This window comes from Pseudomonas sp. NPDC089422 (assembly GCF_044749405.1).
Lineage (GTDB): Bacteria > Pseudomonadota > Gammaproteobacteria > Pseudomonadales > Pseudomonadaceae > Aquipseudomonas.
In genome coordinates, this window is record NZ_JBIVHW010000017.1 from 32,157 (window position 1) to 49,356 (window position 17,200).

The 17,200-nt window shown below is 66.1% G+C and carries 12 protein-coding genes; 8 read left to right on the forward strand and 4 right to left on the reverse strand.

Annotated features, from left to right (window positions below; all coding sequences use genetic code 11):
- Genes ACIPZ8_RS25555 through ACIPZ8_RS25565 form a run of 3 tightly spaced genes read left to right on the forward strand, consistent with a single transcriptional unit; the run spans position 1 to position 3,680 of the window.
- A complete protein-coding gene (locus ACIPZ8_RS25555) occupies positions 1-1,734 on the forward strand; it encodes an ABC transporter ATP-binding protein (protein WP_400729258.1) in 1,734 nt (577 codons plus the stop codon).
- The gene (locus ACIPZ8_RS25560; RefSeq protein ID WP_400729260.1) at positions 1,724-2,395 is read left to right on the forward strand and encodes a S8 family serine peptidase; all 672 of its coding nucleotides are present in this window, start codon (positions 1,724-1,726) and stop codon (positions 2,393-2,395) included. The genes ACIPZ8_RS25555 and ACIPZ8_RS25560 overlap by 11 nt, the downstream gene beginning before the upstream one ends.
- The gene (locus ACIPZ8_RS25565; RefSeq protein WP_400729263.1) at positions 2,388-3,680 is read left to right on the forward strand and encodes an NAD(P)/FAD-dependent oxidoreductase; all 1,293 of its coding nucleotides are present in this window, start codon (positions 2,388-2,390) and stop codon (positions 3,678-3,680) included. The genes ACIPZ8_RS25560 and ACIPZ8_RS25565 overlap by 8 nt, the downstream gene beginning before the upstream one ends.
- Before the next feature lie 35 nt (positions 3,681-3,715).
- Here ACIPZ8_RS25565 and ACIPZ8_RS25570 read toward each other — a convergent pair whose 3' ends face one another.
- The gene (locus ACIPZ8_RS25570) at positions 3,716-5,209 is read right to left on the reverse strand and encodes an aldehyde dehydrogenase family protein (RefSeq protein ID WP_400729266.1); all 1,494 of its coding nucleotides are present in this window, start codon (positions 5,207-5,209) and stop codon (positions 3,716-3,718) included.
- A 493-nt stretch (positions 5,210-5,702) separates the two neighbouring features.
- Here ACIPZ8_RS25570 and peaA point away from each other — a divergent pair, with 493 nt between their 5' ends.
- From peaA to ACIPZ8_RS25595, 5 genes are all read left to right on the forward strand, one after another.
- The gene (gene peaA / locus ACIPZ8_RS25575; RefSeq protein ID WP_400729268.1) at positions 5,703-7,268 is read left to right on the forward strand and encodes a quinohemoprotein amine dehydrogenase subunit alpha; all 1,566 of its coding nucleotides are present in this window, start codon (positions 5,703-5,705) and stop codon (positions 7,266-7,268) included.
- Positions 7,269-7,317: 49 nt separating this feature from the next.
- A complete protein-coding gene (gene peaB, locus ACIPZ8_RS25580) occupies positions 7,318-8,748 on the forward strand; it encodes a quinohemoprotein amine dehydrogenase maturation protein (protein ID WP_294338378.1) in 1,431 nt (476 codons plus the stop codon).
- Between the two features lies 1 nt (position 8,749).
- Complete coding sequence (gene qhpC, locus ACIPZ8_RS25585; protein ID WP_027916687.1) at positions 8,750-9,073, forward strand: quinohemoprotein amine dehydrogenase subunit gamma; 324 nt, start codon at positions 8,750-8,752, stop codon at positions 9,071-9,073.
- 32 nt (positions 9,074-9,105) lie between these two features.
- Positions 9,106-10,227: a quinohemoprotein amine dehydrogenase subunit beta gene (gene peaD, locus ACIPZ8_RS25590; RefSeq protein ID WP_400729273.1), complete on the forward strand. Its 1,122-nt coding sequence runs from the start codon at positions 9,106-9,108 to the stop codon at positions 10,225-10,227.
- Positions 10,228-10,346: 119 nt separating this feature from the next.
- Positions 10,347-12,020: a fatty acid CoA ligase family protein gene (locus tag ACIPZ8_RS25595; RefSeq protein WP_400729275.1), complete on the forward strand. Its 1,674-nt coding sequence runs from the start codon at positions 10,347-10,349 to the stop codon at positions 12,018-12,020.
- 66 nt (positions 12,021-12,086) lie between these two features.
- On the opposite strand, the gene mobA is transcribed toward ACIPZ8_RS25595, so the two are convergent.
- The 3 genes from mobA to ACIPZ8_RS25610 form a co-directional block, all read right to left on the reverse strand.
- The gene (mobA, locus tag ACIPZ8_RS25600; protein WP_400729278.1) at positions 12,087-12,662 is read right to left on the reverse strand and encodes a molybdenum cofactor guanylyltransferase MobA; all 576 of its coding nucleotides are present in this window, start codon (positions 12,660-12,662) and stop codon (positions 12,087-12,089) included.
- 61 nt (positions 12,663-12,723) lie between these two features.
- A complete protein-coding gene (locus ACIPZ8_RS25605; RefSeq protein WP_400729281.1) occupies positions 12,724-15,846 on the reverse strand; it encodes a multidrug efflux RND transporter permease subunit in 3,123 nt (1,040 codons plus the stop codon).
- 11 nt (positions 15,847-15,857) lie between these two features.
- On the reverse strand, positions 15,858-17,027 hold the full coding sequence (locus ACIPZ8_RS25610) for an efflux RND transporter periplasmic adaptor subunit (RefSeq protein ID WP_400729283.1): 1,170 nt from the start codon (positions 17,025-17,027) through the stop codon (positions 15,858-15,860).
- Between the last annotated feature and the right edge of the window lie 173 nt (positions 17,028-17,200).

Here is a 17,200-nt window from a genome sequence, read left to right on the forward strand (position 1 = left end):
ATGGGTAACCTGTTCGCCAGGCTGGTGGAATCCAGCAACCCGCTGCTCATGCGCCAGGCCCTGGCCTGGCTGTATGGTTTCGTCCGCCCCCATCAACGGGCCATCGGCGTGCTGTTGGGCTTGTCCTTCGGCGCCTCGCTGCTGGCCCTGGTGCAACCCTGGCTGGTCAAGACGCTGATCGACGAAGGTCTGCTGGCCAAGGATTACCAGACCCTCTGGCACATGGCGGCGATCATGATCGGCGCCGGCCTGCTGGGCACGGTGCTGGCGGGCGTCAACCGCTACCTGCACACACGCCTGTCAGGGCGCATCCTGTTCGCCCTGCGCGATGACCTGTATCGCCATCTGCAGCAGCTGTCGCCGACATTCTACGGGCGCCGACGTACCGGCGACATCCTCTCGCGGCTCGACGGCGATGTCGCCGAGATCCAGCGTTTTGCCGTGGATTCGCTGTTCTCGGCGGTGTCGGCGGTGATCGGCCTGGTGGGCGCGGTGGCGCTGATGCTGATGCTGTCCTGGCAACTGTCGCTGCTGCTGGCACTGCTGATCCCGATCGAAGTGCTGTGGCTGCGCTGGATGCGGCGCAAGGTCGAGCGCGAGGTGCGCAGCTTGCGCGAGCGCTCGGCGGACGTGTCGTCGTTCCTGGTCGAGACCCTGCCGGCGATGAAGTTCATTCAGGCCGCCGGCCAGCAAGGCCGCGAAGCCGGGCGCCTGGACCAGCTGGGGCAGGGCTACATGCGCCAACTGCTCAAGGTGCAGGTCACTGAATTCTTTACCCAGGCAATTCCCGGCACCTTGACCTCGTGGTGCCGCGCCTGCGCGTTCCTGGTCGGTGGTTGGTGGGTGATCCAGGGCACCTGGCAGCTCGGCGCGCTGATCGCGTTTTCCACCTACATGGGCATGGCGGTCGGCCCGGTGCAGAGCCTGTTGGGCCTGTACGTGGCGGTGCAGCGCATGGCGGTGAGCCTGGGCCGGGTAATGGAGCTGAAGCAGGAAGCTGTGGCCGTGCGTGAGGCCGACTCGCCCAGGCCCATGCCGGAAGGGCCGGGCGAGCTGCGCCTGGAAGGCGTGAGCTTTGCCCATGACGGGCGCCAGGGCGCGGTGCTGGCGCAGGTCGATGCCTGTATCGCCGGTGGCCTGAAAGTCGCCATCAGCGGTGCCTCCGGCGTCGGCAAGTCGACCCTGATCGACCTGCTGCAGCGCTTTTACGACCCGGATACCGGGCGCATCCTGCTGGACGGCGCCGACCTGCGCGAACTCGACCTGGCCGCCGTGCGCCAGCGCATCGCCGTGGTCAGCCAGGACATCGTGCTGTTTCGCGGCACCCTGGCGCAGAACCTGGCCTATGGCGCGCCGCAGGCCAGCCGTGGGGATCTGGAGCGGGTGGTGCGGCTGGCCCACCTCGACAGCCTGGTCGAAAGCCTGCCGCTGGGCCTGGACGGGCTGCTCGGCGAGCGTGGCCAGCAGCTTTCCGGCGGCCAGAAACAGCGTATCGCCATCGCGCGGGCGGTGTTGCAGGCGCCTTCGATCCTGGTCCTCGACGAGGCTACCTCGGCGGTCGACGAAGCCACCGAGCGCGAAGTGATTGCCGCCATCGACGAACTGTTCGCCGGGCGCACGCGTATCCTTATCAGCCACCGCGCCTCGACCCTGGCCGATGCCGACCTGCACCTGCATCTGCAAGGTGGGCAGCTGCACGTACTGCCTCAGGAGGCGATCAGGCATGGCCGCTGAACTCAAGGTCGGCGTGATCGACAGTGGTTGTGCGCCAGCGCAGGCGCTGGTCGCTGCCCGACGCTTCTGGCTGGACGAGGGCGTGCTGTGCGACGGTGAGTTGCAACCTGACCGGCTCGGCCATGGCAGCGCCGTGCTGGCCAGCCTGCAAGCCGAGGCTGGCGCATTGCCGCTATTGCTGGCTCAGGTCTTCACCGAGCAAGGCAGCACCAGCGCCCTGCAGGTCGCTGCCGGGTTGTTCTGGCTGGCGGAGCAGGGCGTGACGCTGATCAATCTCAGCCTTGGCCTGCTGCAGGACCGGGCAGTGTTGCGCCAGGCCTGTGCTGAAGTGCAGCAGGCCGGTGTGCTGCTGTGCGCGTCCAGCCCGGCGCAGGGCAGTGCGGTGTACCCGGCTGCGTATCCGGGGGTTATCCGCATCACCGGCGACGCTCGCTGCGCGCCGGGGCAGTGGTCGTGGCTCGGCAGCGCCCAGGCCGACTTTGGTGGCCATGTGGGTGAGGGCGGCCGGGCCGGTGCAAGTCTGGGGTGTGCGGCGGTGAGCGGGCGGATTGCGACATTGTTGCAGCAGCAGCCCGGCCTGGACCGGAAAGAAGTCTACGCCTGGCTACAGGCTCATGCGGCTTACCGCGGGCCGGAGCGACGAGGAGTGGCGGATGCCTGAACCACGTATTCTGGTGCTGGGCGCCGGGCCTGCCGGTGCGGCTACCGCGCTTGGCCTGCGCCGGCTGGGCTACCCGGTGACGGTGGTCTCCGATTGGCGGCGCTTTGCTGCCGTGGAAGGGGTTTCGCAGCGGGTGCTGGAAGGGCTGCGCCATGCCGGCCTGGGCGGCGCCCTGGCCGAGGCCGCGGTACCAGCGGCACGCCAGGTGCGCTGGAATGGCCAGCACTTGCAACTCAATCAGGAATACCTGCTTGACCGCCAGCGCTTCGATCGGGCGTTGCGCGATGACTTGCTTCGCGCAGGGGTGAGGTTGGTGGAAGGGCGTGTGCGGGAGGTTGCGCGCACAGAGGGCTATCAGGTTCGGCTGGATAACGGGCAGCTGCTGCAGAGCGACTTCTTGGTCGAGGCGCGTGGCCGTCAGGCGCCGTTGGCGGCCGACCGTTTGCGCGGCCCGGAAACGGTCAGCCTGCTCAACCTCTGGCAGGCTGAGCCAGGCACACCTGCGTCGGCCGTGGAAAGCCTGGACGATGGCTGGGCCTGGATGGCCAGGCTGGCCGACGGGCGCTGCTACTGGCAGGTGACCCTGGACGCCGAGGGGCTGCCGGGCAAGGCGGCGCTGCCAGAATATTGCGCCGCACGCCGACGGGCTTCTGCGCTGGTGGCCGAGTTGTTCGATGCGCGAGCGCTGGAACCTGCGCAGGTGCATGCCCGCAGCAGCACGGCGATCCTCGCCGGCGACTGCGTGGGGGATGACTGGGTGCGGGTGGGCGATGCGGCGATGGCGGTTGACCCACTGTCGGGGAACGGGATTTTCCAGTCGTTGTCATCGGCGCTGCAGGCGCCGGTGGTGATCAACACCTTGCTGCGTCGGCCCGAGCGTGCGGCACTGGCGAAGCAGTTTCATCAGCAGCGGATCGAGCAGCTGTTTCTGCGCTTTGCCCGCATCGGGCGGGATTTCTATGGGCAGGAGCTTGAGCGCGCAGGTCAGCCATTCTGGGAACGGCGTCGGGCTTGGCCGGATGCGCAGCCGTTGCATCTGGCGGCGGACTGGGCGGCGGTGCGGGTGGCGCGGCGGCCGGTGTTGCGGGATGGCTGGGTGGACGAGGCCGAGGTGGTGGTGACGGCGGATCAGCCGCTGGGGGTTTGGCATTTGCAGGGGATCGAGCTGGCGCCGGTAGTGCGTGAGTTGCTGGCTGGTCGGTCTTCCGTGCAAGCCATGGCGGGCCTGTCGGCAGAACATCTGAAGATGTTGATGCGCTGGCTGACAGACCAGGGTTACAGCTGAAAACCTGGGGCTGCAAAGCAGCCCCAGGGTGGCTATCAGAGCTTGATCAGCACCGACTTGAGCTCGGTGTAATGCTCGATGGCCGAAGCCCCCATCTCACGCCCGACACCGGACATCTTGTAACCGCCGAACGGCAGCGCCGGGTCCAGGGCGCTGTGGCAGTTGACCCACACCGACCCCGACTTGATCCGCGGAATCATCCGGTGCACCGCGCCCAGGTCGTTGGACCAGATGCTCGCGCCCAGGCCGTAAGGGTTGTCGTTGGCCATGGCGACCACTTCGTCGATGTCGTCGAACGGCATCGCCACCAGCACCGGCCCGAAGATCTCTTCCTGCACCAGGCGATGGCGCTGGTCGACGTCGACGATCACGGTCGGCTTGACGAAGTAACCCGGGCCGAACCCTTCACCGCCACAGGCGATGGTCGCGCCCAGCTCGCGGCCCAGCTCGATGTAGCCGGTGACCCGGTCCTGCTGCTTGGCCGAGATCAGCGGCCCCATCTGCACCGCCGGGTCCAGGCCGCTGCCGAGCTTCATGCCATTGGCGATGCCGGCGATGTCGGCCACCACGTTGTCGAAGTGCTTGCGGTGCACGTACAGGCGCGAACCGGCGCAGCACACCTGGCCCTGGTTGAAGAAGATCGCCGTGGCAGCGCCGGCGGCGGCTTCCTGCAGGTTGGCGTCGGGCATGACGATGGTCGGCGACTTGCCGCCGAGCTCCAGGGTGACACGGGTCATGTTGTCCATGGCCGCCTTGCCGATCAGCTTGCCCACCTCGGTGGAGCCGGTGAAGGTCAGCTTGTCCACGCCTGGATGGCGGCTCAGCGCGGCGCCGGCGTTCAGGCCGGTGCCGGTGATCACGTTGAACACCCCGGCCGGGTAGCCTGCCTCGTCTACCAGTTCAGCCAGCTTGAGCGCGGTCAACGGGGTTTCGTCGGCCGGCTTGAGCACCACGGTGCAGCCGCTGGCCAGGGCCGGGCCGAGTTTCCAGCAGGCCAGCAGCAGCGGGAAGTTCCAGGCGACGATGGCGCCGACCACACCCACGGCTTCGCGGCGCACGAAGCCATGGAACTGGTCGTTGGGCATCAACGGCATGGACGCTTCGACGGTGCTACCCTCGATCTTGGTGGCCCAGCCGGCCATGTAGCGCAGGAAGTCGATGGCCAGCTGCACGTCCATGACCTTGGCCACGGCGGCGCTCTTGCCATTGTTCAGGCATTCCAGCTCGGCCAGCTGCTGCGCGTCGCGCTCCATCAGGTCGGCCAGGCGCCACAGCAGGTTCTGCCGCTCGCGCGGGCGCACACGGCTCCATGGCGAGTCGTCGAAGGCCTGGCGCGCGGCGCGCACGGCGCGGTCGACGTCTTCCTGCTCGGCGGCGGGCACTTCACCGAGGATTTCGCCGGTTGCCGGGTTGCGGAACGCCAGGGTGCGACCACTGGCGGCGTCCTGCCAGTCGGCACCGATGCGCATCTTCAGCTTGCGCTCGAGGAAGGCGCGGGTGGCGGGCAGGATGGGCAGTTCGGAAAGCATGGGGCTGTGCCTCTTGTCATTGGATGTGACCGGTGTAGGCGCAATGGCCGTGCCAAGGTCGGCCGATGGCTGCAAGGTGCTGAACTGCCTGGGTTTTGCCGTGATGCAAGGTTGGGATTGCAGGGCTGCGCTGTTGCACATTGAGACGGTGTGAGACGGTGATGAAACAGTGGCTGTGATGGCCTCTTCGCGGGTAAACCCGCTCCCACAGCGACAGCGTTGAACGCGGGCTCTGCGCGGTTTCTGTGGGCACTGGCTTGCCTGCGATGGCCTGCGCAGCAGGCCCTGTCTCAGGATGAAACACCTTGTCGCGAAATGGCACGCTCCGGCCACGTGGCCAGCAGGGCCACATAGCTGAACTGAGGAGCTAAAAGCCTGAAATACAACGCCTTTACAGCACTTGGCACAGTTTCTGTATCACAACCGTCACATGCACACCTGCTGTACCAAAGCGTGCGAGAACGATAAGAACAACAACCGTGGAGGTCTGACCTTGAAGACGACTCGACTCCGGCGGCATGCGGGCAAACTGGCGCTGGTCGCCGCCGCACTGCTGGGCACCCAGGCCATGGCGGCCGAGCAGGGCCCGAGCCTGTTGCAGAACAAGTGCATGGGGTGCCATATCCCCGAGGGCAACGATACCTACAGCCGCATCAGCCACCAGCGCAAGACCCCGGAAGGCTGGCTGATGAGCATCGCCCGCATGCAGGTCATGCATGGCCTGCAGATCAGCGACGACGATCGTCGTACCCTGGTCAAGTACCTGGCCGACAAGCAGGGCCTGGCGCCGAGCGAGACCGATGGCGTGCGCTACGCCATGGAGCGCCGGCTCAACACCGTCGAACACTTCGACACCCAGCTCAGCGAAACCTGTGGCCGTTGCCACTCCGGTGCCCGTGTCGCCCTGCAGCGGCGCCCGGCGCAGGAATGGGAACATCTGGTCAACTTCCACCTCGGCCAATGGCCATCCCTCGAATACCAGGCCCAGGCGCGTGACCGCGACTGGCTGGAAATCGCCCTCAAGCAAGTGGTACCGGACCTGGCCAAGCGCTTCCCGCTGGACAGCCCGGCCTGGGCGGCCTGGCAGAAGGCCAAGCCGACCGCCGACGCACTGCCAGGGCAGTGGGCGTTCAGCGGCCACATGCTGGCCAAGGGCGATGTGCGTGGGGTGATGACGGTGGTTGCCGACCAGGGTGACACCTTCAAGGTCGAGGTCAAAGGCAGTTATGCCGACGGCACGCCGTTCAATGGCAGCGGCACGGCGATGCTCTACAACGGTTATGAATGGCGCGGCAATGTGAAGGTCGGCGACAGCAACCTGCGCCAGGTCTTCGCTGCGCTGGATGGCGAAATGAAAGGCCGCATGTTCGAGGCCGATCACGACGAGCGCGGCCTGGACTTCACGGCTGCAAAAGAAGGCAAGGCCCGTCTGCTGGCCGTGCAGCCAGCGTTCATCAAGGCCGGTGCTGAAAGCGAGATCACCCTGGTCGGTACTGGCCTCACCGGCAAGCCTGACCTGGGGGCTGGCGTGGAGGTGACCGAGGTGCTGGAACAGACCCCGACCCTGGTGCGGGTGAAGGCCCGCGCTGCGGCCGACGCCAAGCCTGGCCAGCGCGACGTGGCCGTGGGTGAGCTCAAGGGCGTCAACCTGGCGGTCTACGACAAGGTCGAGGAAGTGAAGGTGGTGCCGGCATTCTCCATCGCCCGTATCGGCGAGAACGGTGCTTCGGTGCCAAAGGTCCAGGGGCGCTTCGAAGCCGAAGCCTGGGGCAAGGACGCCAGCGGCCAGCCATTGCGCATCGGCTACCTGCCGGCCAGCTGGAAGGTCGAGCCGTTCAACGAGCGTGCGGTCGAGGATGAGGACGTCAAGTTCGCCGGCCAGATGCAGGCCGACGGGGTGTTCGTGCCAGGCGGTGCCGGCCCGAACCCGGCACGCAAAATGATGACCAACAACGCCGGCAACCTGAAGGTCATCGCCACGCTGGCTGACGGCGGCCAGAGCGGCGAAGGCCACATGATCGTCACCGTCCAGCGCTGGAACAACCCGCCTTTGCCGTAAGGGCAGGGCGTAACGGGTTTTCCAACGGATCGATTACCGGGAGGTCGCCATGGGCGCGCTACTGAACCTGGTCGAACGCAACCTGCACGAAGTGCAGGTCGATGCCGACCGCATGCTGTTCCACATCCCCAGCAGTTCGCTGTTCACCGCCGACGCGGTGACCGGCGGTATCATCGACACCCTGCGCCAGCAAGGCTGCTCGGCCGAGGAGCTGATGCAGCGCCTTGGCCAGCAGTTTGCCGGCGACGATATCCAGGACACCCTGCGCGAACTGATCGCGCTGGAACTGGTCAGCGACGGCTCGCCGCTGACCCCGGAAATCGCCCTAAAGCAGGTCGAGCGCACGGCGCTGAACACCGTGGTGCTGAACGTCAACACCGGTTGCAACCTCAGCTGCACCTACTGCTACAAGGAAGACCTGGACAAACCGTCCGCCGGCAAGAAGATGAGCACCGCCACTGCCGAAGCCTCGGTGGAGATGCTGCTCAAGGAGTCGCCCAACGAGGAGCGCTACAGCGTGGTGTTCTTCGGCGGCGAGCCGCTGTCCAACCGGCCGCTGATCGAGCACATGGTCGCCTACTGCGAGCGGCGCTTCGCCGAAGCCGGCAAGCAGGTGGAGTTCATCATGACCACCAACGCGACCCTGCTCACCGAAGAGATCATCGACTGGCTCAACGCCCACCGCTTCGGCCTGTCGATCAGCATCGACGGCCCGAAGACCGTGCACGACCGCAACCGCATCACCGTGGGCGGGCAGGGCACCTATGACGTGGTGCGGCGCAAGGCCGACCTGCTGCTGTCGCGCTACACCAGCCGCCCGGTGGGCGCGCGGGTCACCCTGACCCGTGGCATCACCGACGTCGAGACCATCTGGAACCACCTGTTCAACGAAATGGGCTTCGCCGAAGTCGGCTTTGCCCCGGTCACCTCCGGCGACATGGCCGACTTCAACCTCACCGGCGAAGAACTGGTGCAGGTGTTCGCCAACATGAAGGCGCTTGGGCGCAAGTACCTGGAGGCGGCGCTGGAGCACCGCAACATCGGCTTCTCCAACCTGCACCAGCTGATCACCGACATCCACGAAGGCCACAAGAAGGCCCTGCCGTGCGGTGCCGGGCTGAAAATGCTGGCGGTGGACCACGAGGGCGAGCTGAACCTGTGCCACCGCTTCACCGGCTCCAGCCTGCCGACCTTCGGCAACGTGCACCAGGGCGTGAAGCAGGCGCAGCTCAACGACTTCCTGTCGCAGCGCCTGGACCGCAGCAACACCGGCTGCGACAGCTGCCGCATCCGCAACCTGTGCTCCGGCGGCTGCTACCACGAGAGCTACGCCCGCTACGGCGACCCGCAGCATCCGACCTATCACTACTGCGAGCTGATGCGCGACTGGGTCGACTTCGGCATCGAGGTCTACAGCCGCATCATGGCCGCCAACCCGGCCTTCATCGACCGCTACATCACCCCGCGGAAGGCGCACTGACATGAAGCACTTGAAGCCCCTGAACAACAAGGCGCGCATCCTCGAACAGGCCGCCGCCGAAGACCGCGTCGAAGAAGTCATGGCCATGAGCGCGGTGGCCGGCTGCACGGCCACCACCGACCCGGGTTGGGAAGTAGACGCCTTTGGCGGCGTCAGCTCGCTGTGCCAGCCGATGGAGGCCGACCTCTATGGCTGCTCCGACCCTTGCTGGTGGCCGGCCCAGGTGCCGGACATGATGAGCACCTACCAGGACTGGAACGCCCAGGCGAACAACTCCCAGGAAGACTGGCGCAACCTCGGCACCGTGTTCCCGAAAGACAAGTGACCGGCCCAACAAGAATGACAAGGGGAAACCGCATGAAAGCTGGACGCTGCGCGCAACTCGCGCTGACCATCGCCGCCACGGCCTGCGCCTGGGCGGTACAGGCCGATGATGCCGGGCCGGCCCTCAAGGCTGGCCAGGAATACCTGATCACCACCAACTACCCGAACAACCTGCACGTCATCGACGTGGCCAGCGACACGCTGTACAAGAGCTGCCAGATGCCCGACAAGTTCGGCCCAGGCACCGCGATGATGGCGCCGGACAACCGCACCGCCTACGTGCTCAACAACCACTATGCCGACATCTATGGCATCGACCTGGACACCTGCAAGACCACCTTCCACGCCAATCTGTCCAGCGTGCCGGGCGAAGTCGGCAAGTCGATGTACTCGTTCGCCCTGAGCCCCGACGGCAAAGAGGTGTACGCCACGGTCAACCCGACCCAGCGCCTGAATGACCACTACGTGGTCAAGCCGCCGCGCCTGGAGGTGTACAGCACTGCTGATGGCCTGGAGGCCAAGCCGGTGCGTACCTTCCCGATGCCGCGCCAGGTCTACCTGATGCGCGCCGCCGACGATGGCAGCCTGTTCGTCGCCGGGCCGGACATTTACAAGATGGACGTGAAGACCGGCAAGTACACCGTGGCCTTGCCGCTGCGCAACTGGAACCGCAAGGGCTACAGCGCCCCGGACGTGCTGTACTTCTGGCCGCACCAGAGCCCGCGCCATGAGTTCTCGATGCTCTATACCATTGCCAAGTTCAAGGATGCCAAGCAGGACCCGAACGAGGCCGAGCTGCTGTACGGCTACCTGAGCGTCGACCTCAAGACCGGCAAGACCCACACCCAGGAATTCGCCGACCTCACCGAGCTGTACTTCACCGGCCTGCGTTCGCCGAAGGATCCGAACCAGATCTACGGCGTGCTCAACCGCCTGGCCAAGTACGACATCAAGCAGCGCAAGCTGATCAAGGCGGCTAACCTGGAGCACACTTATTACTGCGTGACCTTCGACAAGAAGGGCGACAAGCTTTACCTGGGCGGTACCTTCAACGACCTGGCGGTGTTCAACCCGGACACCCTGGAGAAGGTGAAGAACATCAAGCTGCCGGGCGGTGACATGTCCACCACCACGCCGCAGGTGTTCATCCGCTAAGCCGGTGTTGGCTTCATCGCGGATGAATCCGCTCCTACAGGTCAACGGTGATCCTGTAGGAGCGGATTCATCCGCGATAGGGCCAGTCCAGACAACACAAGAACAACAAGAGTGCGCCCATGCCCCAGCCAAGCTATTCCCAGGGCAATCAGGACAAATCCCTGCTTACCCAATGCATCGGCGACGCCTTCGACAGCACCGTCGCCCGCTTCCCCGAGCGCGAAGCGCTGGTGGTCCGCCACCAGGCCCTGCGCTACACCTGGCAGCAGCTGGCCGACGCCGTCGACCAGCACGCCCGTGCCCTCATGGCCCTGGGCGTGCAACCCGGCGACCGCTTAGGCATCTGGGCGCCCAACTGCGCCGAATGGTGCATCACCCAGTTCGCCAGCGCCAAGGTCGGCGCGATCCTGGTCAACATCAACCCGGCCTATCGCTCCAGCGAGCTGGACTACGCCCTCGGCCAGTCCGGCTGCCGCTGGGTGATCTGCGCCGACGCCTTCAAGACCTCCGATTACCACGCCATGCTGCTGGGGCTGATCCCGGGGTTGGCGGCCGGCCAACCCGGCGCCCTGGTCTGCGAGCGCTTTCCCGACTTGCGCGGGGTGGTCAGCCTGGCTGTCTCACCACCGCCTGGCTTCCTTGCCTGGCACGACCTGCAGGCCCGTGCCGGGTCCGTGAGCCGTGAGGCCCTGGCCGAGCGCCAGGCGCAACTGCACTGCGACGACCCGATCAACATCCAGTACACCTCCGGCACCACCGGCTTCCCCAAGGGGGCCACGCTCAGCCACAGCAACATCCTCAACAACGGCTACATGGTTGGCGAAAGCCTGGGCCTGACCGAACACGACCGGCTGGTGGTACCGGTGCCCCTGTACCACTGCTTCGGCATGGTCATGGCCAACCTCGGCTGCATGACCCACGGCAGCACGCTGATCTACCCCAATGATGCCTTCGACCCGCTGGCCACCCTGCGCGCCGTGGCCGAGGAAAAGGCCACGGCGCTGTATGGCGTGCCGACCATGTTCATCGCCGAGCTGGACCACCCGCAGCGCGGCGACTTCGACCTGTCGAGCCTGCGCACCGGGATCATGGCCGGCGCCACCTGCCCGATCGAGGTGATGCGCCGGGTGATCGGCGAGATGCACATGGCCGAGGTGCAGATCGCCTACGGCATGACCGAGACCAGCCCGGTGTCGCTGCAGACCGGCCCCGACGATGACCTGGAGCGCCGTGTGACCAGTGTCGGCCGCACCCAGCCCCGGCTGGAGAGCAAAGTGGTGGATGTCGACGGCAATACCGTGCCACGTGGCGAAATCGGCGAGCTGTGCACCCGTGGCTACAGCGTGATGCTGGGCTACTGGAACAACCCCAAGGCCACGGCCGAGAGCATCGACGGTGACGGCTGGATGCATACCGGCGACCTGGCGGTGATGGATGAGCAGGGCTACGTGCGCATTGTCGGGCGCAGCAAGGACATGATCATTCGCGGCGGCGAGAACATCTACCCGCGGGAGCTGGAAGAGTTCTTCTTCACCCACCCGGCGGTGGCCGACGTGCAGGTGATCGGCGTGCCGTGCAGCAAGTATGGCGAAGAGATCGTCGCCTGGGTGCGGCTGCATCCGGGGCACAGCGCGAGCGCGGACGAGCTGCGCGAGTGGGCTAGGGCGCGGATCGCGCATTTCAAGGTGCCCCGGTATTTCCGCTTCGTCGACGAGTTCCCGATGACGGTGACCGGCAAGGTGCAGAAGTTCAGGATGCGCGAGATCAGTATCGAGGAACTGACTGCCAATTGATGTATCGCCTGTACCGGCCTATTCGCGGGTTTACCCGCGAATAGGCCGGTACGAGCGGTAAAGAACTCAGCTTTTCAGCAAATCCGGACTATTGAAATTACTCAACCTGCGATCATCCTCGGCACACTCAACCCCCCGCACCGCCTCCCGCAGCAAAGCCTTCTGCAAGCTCCGCTCACCCGCCGCCCAGGCCTGTTCCAGCACCGTCAACACGGTGCGCGGCAAGACACTGAACATCGGCTGCCAATAGCCGCCCTGGCGCACCATTGCGGCATTGCCGCTGGTCACCGCCACTTGCCGCAGCGCATCGAGCAGATCCCGGTCAACCAGCGGCGCATCACAGGCCAGCACCACCACCCAGTCATGCTTCGCCACTTTCAGCCCAGTAATCACCCCGGCCAGCGGCCCGGGGAAGTCCACCTCAGCATCGCCCACCAGTTGGTCGGCATAAGCGGCATACATCTGCTGGTTACGATTGCAGGAAATCACCAGGTCATCAGTGAGTGGCCGCACGGTACGGTGCACATGCGCGATCAAAGGCTCACCGCGCCACTCCAGCAGGCCTTTGTCACGCCCGCCCATGCGCTGGCCGCGGCCACCGGCGAGGATCAGGACAGAGCAGGGGGGCAGGGCATCAGGCATGAAAAAGGGTTCCGGGCAGTCAATGCCCGGAACCCTCTCATTCAACGCCCGGCTTGTCCAGTCAGGCTTCGCTGGCCTGCGCCTGATCGGCCTGGGCGCGGCTGCGCCCCGCCAACCGCATCACCACCACGAAGAACACCGGCACGAACACCACGGCCAACGTGGCGCTGAGCATCCCGCCTATCACCCCGGTACCGATGGCCTGCTGGCTCGCCGAGCTGGCGCCCGTGGCAATGGCCAGCGGCACCACGCCGAGGATGAACGCCAGCGAGGTCATGATGATCGGCCGCAGACGCAGGCGGGCGGCCTGCACGGCGGCCTCAGCGGCGTCCACGCCCTGGTCGACCAGGTGCTTGGCGAACTCGATGATGAGGATGGCGTTCTTCGCCGACAAGCCGATCAGGGTGATCAGGCCGACCTTGAAGAACACATCGTTGGGCATACCACGCAGGGTCACCGCCAGCACTGCGCCGAGCACGCCAAGCGGTACCACCAGCAGCACGGCGGTGGGGATCGACCAGCTTTCGTACAGTGCCGCCAGGCACAGGAACACCACCAGCAACGACAACGCCATCAGCAGCGGGGCCTGGCTGCCAGACAGACGTTCCTGCAGCGACAGGCCGGTCCACTCAAGGCCCGTACCGGCCGGCAGTTGGGCGACCAGGCGCTCGATTTCGGCCATGGCTTCACCCGAGCTGTAGCCCGCCGCCGGTTCACCGGAAATCGCCACCGCCGGGTAGCCGTTGTAGCGGGTCAGCTGCACCGGGCCGCTGACCCACTTGGCCTGGACGAACGCGCCCAGGGGCACCATCTTGCCGCTGTTGTTGCGTACGTGGATCTTCAGCAAGTCTTCCACCTGGCTGCGCTGGTCACCCTCGGCCTGCACCACCACCCGCTGCATGCGGCCCTGGTTGGGGAAGTCGTTGACGTAGCTGGAGCCGACGGCAACGTCCAGTACCGAGCCGATGTCGGCGAACGACACGCCCAGAGCGTTGGCCTGGCGGCGGTCGATTTCCAGCTGCACCTGCGGGCTTTCGGCCAGCGACGACTCGCGCACGTTGGCCAGCACCTTGCTCTTGTGTGCCCCGGCCAGCAGTTCGTCTCGGGCAGCCATCAGCGCCTCATGGCCCATGCCGCCACGGTCCTGCAGGCGCAATTCGAAGCCCGTCGATTCGCCCAGGCCGTCGATCGGCGGTGGCAGCACCGAATAGGCCACGGCGTCCTTGAGCTGGGTAAAGGCCAGGGTTGCCCGGTCGGCGATCGACTGGGCGCTGTCGTCGGCGCCACGTTCGGACCAGTCCTTGAGCGTGGTGAAGGCCAGCGCGGCGTTCTGGCCACTGCCCGAAAAGCTGAAGCCGAGGATCAGCGTGGTGTTGCCCACACCCGGCTCGTCGGCGTTGTGCGCCTCGATCTGGGCAGCAACCTGCTCGGTGCGCATGCGGCTGGCGCCCGGCGGCAGCTGGATATCGGTGATGGTGTAGCCCTGGTCTTCAGTGGGCAGGAACGCCGTGGGCAACTGGCTGAAACCATAACCCAGCACGGCCAGCAGCACGCCATACACCAGCAGGTAGCGGCCACTGCGCTTGAGCGCTTGCAGCACCCAGCGCTGGTAACCGTTGCTCATGCTGTCGAAGCGGCGGTTGAACCAGCCGAAGAAGCCTTTGCGCTCATGGTGCTCGCCCTTGGCCAGCGGTTTGAGCAGGGTGGCGCACAGGGCCGGGGTCAGGCTCAGGGCGAGGAAGGCCGAGAACAGGATCGACACCGCCATCGACAGCGAGAACTGCTGGTAGATCACCCCCACCGAGCCTTTCATGAAGGCCATCGGCAGGAACACCGCCACCAGCACCAGGGTGATACCGACGATGGCGCCACTGATCTGGCCCATGGCCTTGCGCGTGGCCTCCCTGGGCGGCAGGCCTTCCTCGGCCATGATCCGCTCGACGTTCTCCACCACCACGATGGCGTCGTCGACCAGGATGCCGATGGCCAGCACCATGCCGAACAGGGTCAGCACGTTGACCGAGAAGCCCATGGCCAGCATCACGGCGAAGGTGCCCATCAGCGCCACCGGCACCACCAGGGTCGGGATCAGCGTATAGCGCAGGTTCTGCAGGAACAGGAACATCACCGCGAACACCAGCAGCATGGCTTCGAACAGGGTGTTGATGACTTGCTGGATCGACACCTTGACGAACGGCGAGGTGTCGTAGGGGATGTCGTACTTGACCCCTTCGGGGAAGTAGCGCGACAGCTCTTTCATCTTCGCCCGCACCAGGGTGGCGGTTTCCATGGCGTTGGCACCCGGTGCCAGCTGCACGCTGAAGGCGGTGGCCGGCTTGCCGTTCAGGCGGGTGCCGTACTGGTACTCCTGGGCGCCGATCTCGACCCGGGCGACATCGCCGACGGTGACACTGGAGCCGTCCTGGTTGGCCCGCAGGACGATGGCGGCGAATTCCTCGGGCGTGCTCAGCTGGCCCCTGACCACCACGTTGGCGGTGATTTCCTGGCTGCCGCGGGCGGGCAGGTCGCCGATGCTGCCGGGGGCGACCTGGGCGTTCTGCGCGGCAATGGCCTCGGCCACGTCATTGGGGGTGAGGTTGAAGCCGATCAGCTTCTGCGGGTCGATCCAGATGCGCATGGCGCGCTCGGAACCGTACAACTGCGCCTTGCCGACGCCCTTGAGGCGGCGGATTTCGTTCATCACGTTGCGCGCGAGGATGTCGGACAAGGCGGTTTCATCGAGGCTGCCGTCCTCCGAGGTGAGGGTGCCGAGCAGCAGGAAACCGGTGGACACCTTCTCCACCTGCAGGCCTTGCTGGGTCACCTGGCGCGGCAGGCGCGACTCGACCACCTTGAGGCGGTTCTGCACATCGACCTGGGCCAGGTCGGGGTGGGTGCCGGGCTCGAAGGTGGCGGTGATGGTGGCGCTGCCCAGGCTGCTTTGCGACGAGAAGTACAGCAGGTTGTCGGCGCCGTTGAGCTCCTGCTCGATCAGGCTGACCACGCTTTCGTCCAGGGTTGCCGCCGAGGCGCCCGGGTACACGGCGTAGATTTCCACCTGCGGGGGCGCCACGTTGGGGTACTGCGCCACCGGCAGCTGGGGGATGGCCAGGGCGCCGGCAAGCAGGATGAACAGCGCGACCACCCAGGCGAAGATCGGGCGGTCGATGAAGAACTGCGGCATGGATCAGGCCCTCACTGGCCGGTGTGCTGGACGATGGACTGGGCGCCGGGGTCGACCTGGACCTGGTCGCCCGCCTTGACGTGCTGCAGGCCTTCGACCACCACCCGCTCGCCCGGCGCCAGGCCCTCGGTGACCCGCCAGCGATCACCCTGGGCGTTGCCCAGCACCACCTGGCGTTCGCTGATGCGCGACTGGGCATCGACCACCAGCACCTTCGGCACCCCGGCGCTGTCACGCAGAATGGCGCGCTGTGGCACGCTCAGGCCCTTGGGCTGCACCGCCTGCTCCAGGCGCACGCGCACGTAGCTGCCCGGCAGCAGGTCGAGGTCCGGGTTGGGGAATTCGCTGCGCAGGGTGATCTGGTTGGTGCTCGGGTCGACACTGATGTCGGAGAACAGCAGCTTGCCCGGCAGCGGGTAGGCGCTGCCATCGTCCTGGATCAGCGTGGCGCGGGCCTGACCATCGCCGGCCTGCTGCAGTTCACCCGCGCGCAAGGCGCGGCGCAAGGCGTTGAGTTCGCGGGTCGACTGGGTGACGTCGGCGTGGATCGGGTCCAGTTGCTGGATGGTCGCCAGCGGCGTGCTCTCGTTCTGGCCGACCAGGGCGCCTTCGGTGACCAGGGCACGGCCGATGCGCCCGGAGATCGGCGCGGTGACCGTGGCATAACCCAGGTTCAGGCGGGCGCGCTCCAGCGCCGCCTTGGCTTCGGCAACCGCCGCGTCGGCCTGGAGGAAGGCGGCGTGGGCGTTGTCGTATTCCTGGCGGCTGACTGCCTTGTCGTCGACCAGCTGGCGGTAGCGCTGCGCTTGCAGGCGCGCCTGGTAGAGCGTGGCCTCGGCCTTGGCCAGGGTCGCACGGGCGCTGTCGTGGTCGGCCTTGAACGGCGCCGGGTCGATGAGGAACAGCACATCGCCCTGCTTGACGTCGCTGCCTTCGCGGTACACCCGCTTGAGCACCACGCCCGCGACGCGCGCGCGCACTTCTGCCGTGCGCGGGGCGAGGATGCGCCCGCTCAGCTCGGTGCTGATGGCCAGGGGCTGAAGTTGCAGGGTCTCGACCCGGACCTGGGGTACGGGTTGTTTTTCGTCCTGCTCGGCCGCGTCGTCGCAACCGGCCAGGGGCAGGGCAAGCAGCGCCACGAGCGCCAAGGGGCGCAGGCGCGGGGGGAGGGTAATAGGCATGCGGATCTTCCGATGATGACCGTGCCTATCCTAAGGCAACCGTTCCTCGGACGGCTGTTAACACCTGTAGGACCTGTGTGAAAAAGTGTTAAGAACAGTCCTACCAATTTGTGGGTTTCTATATTCTGCATAGACCAGTGCTGGCCTTATCGCGGATAAATCCGCTCCTACAC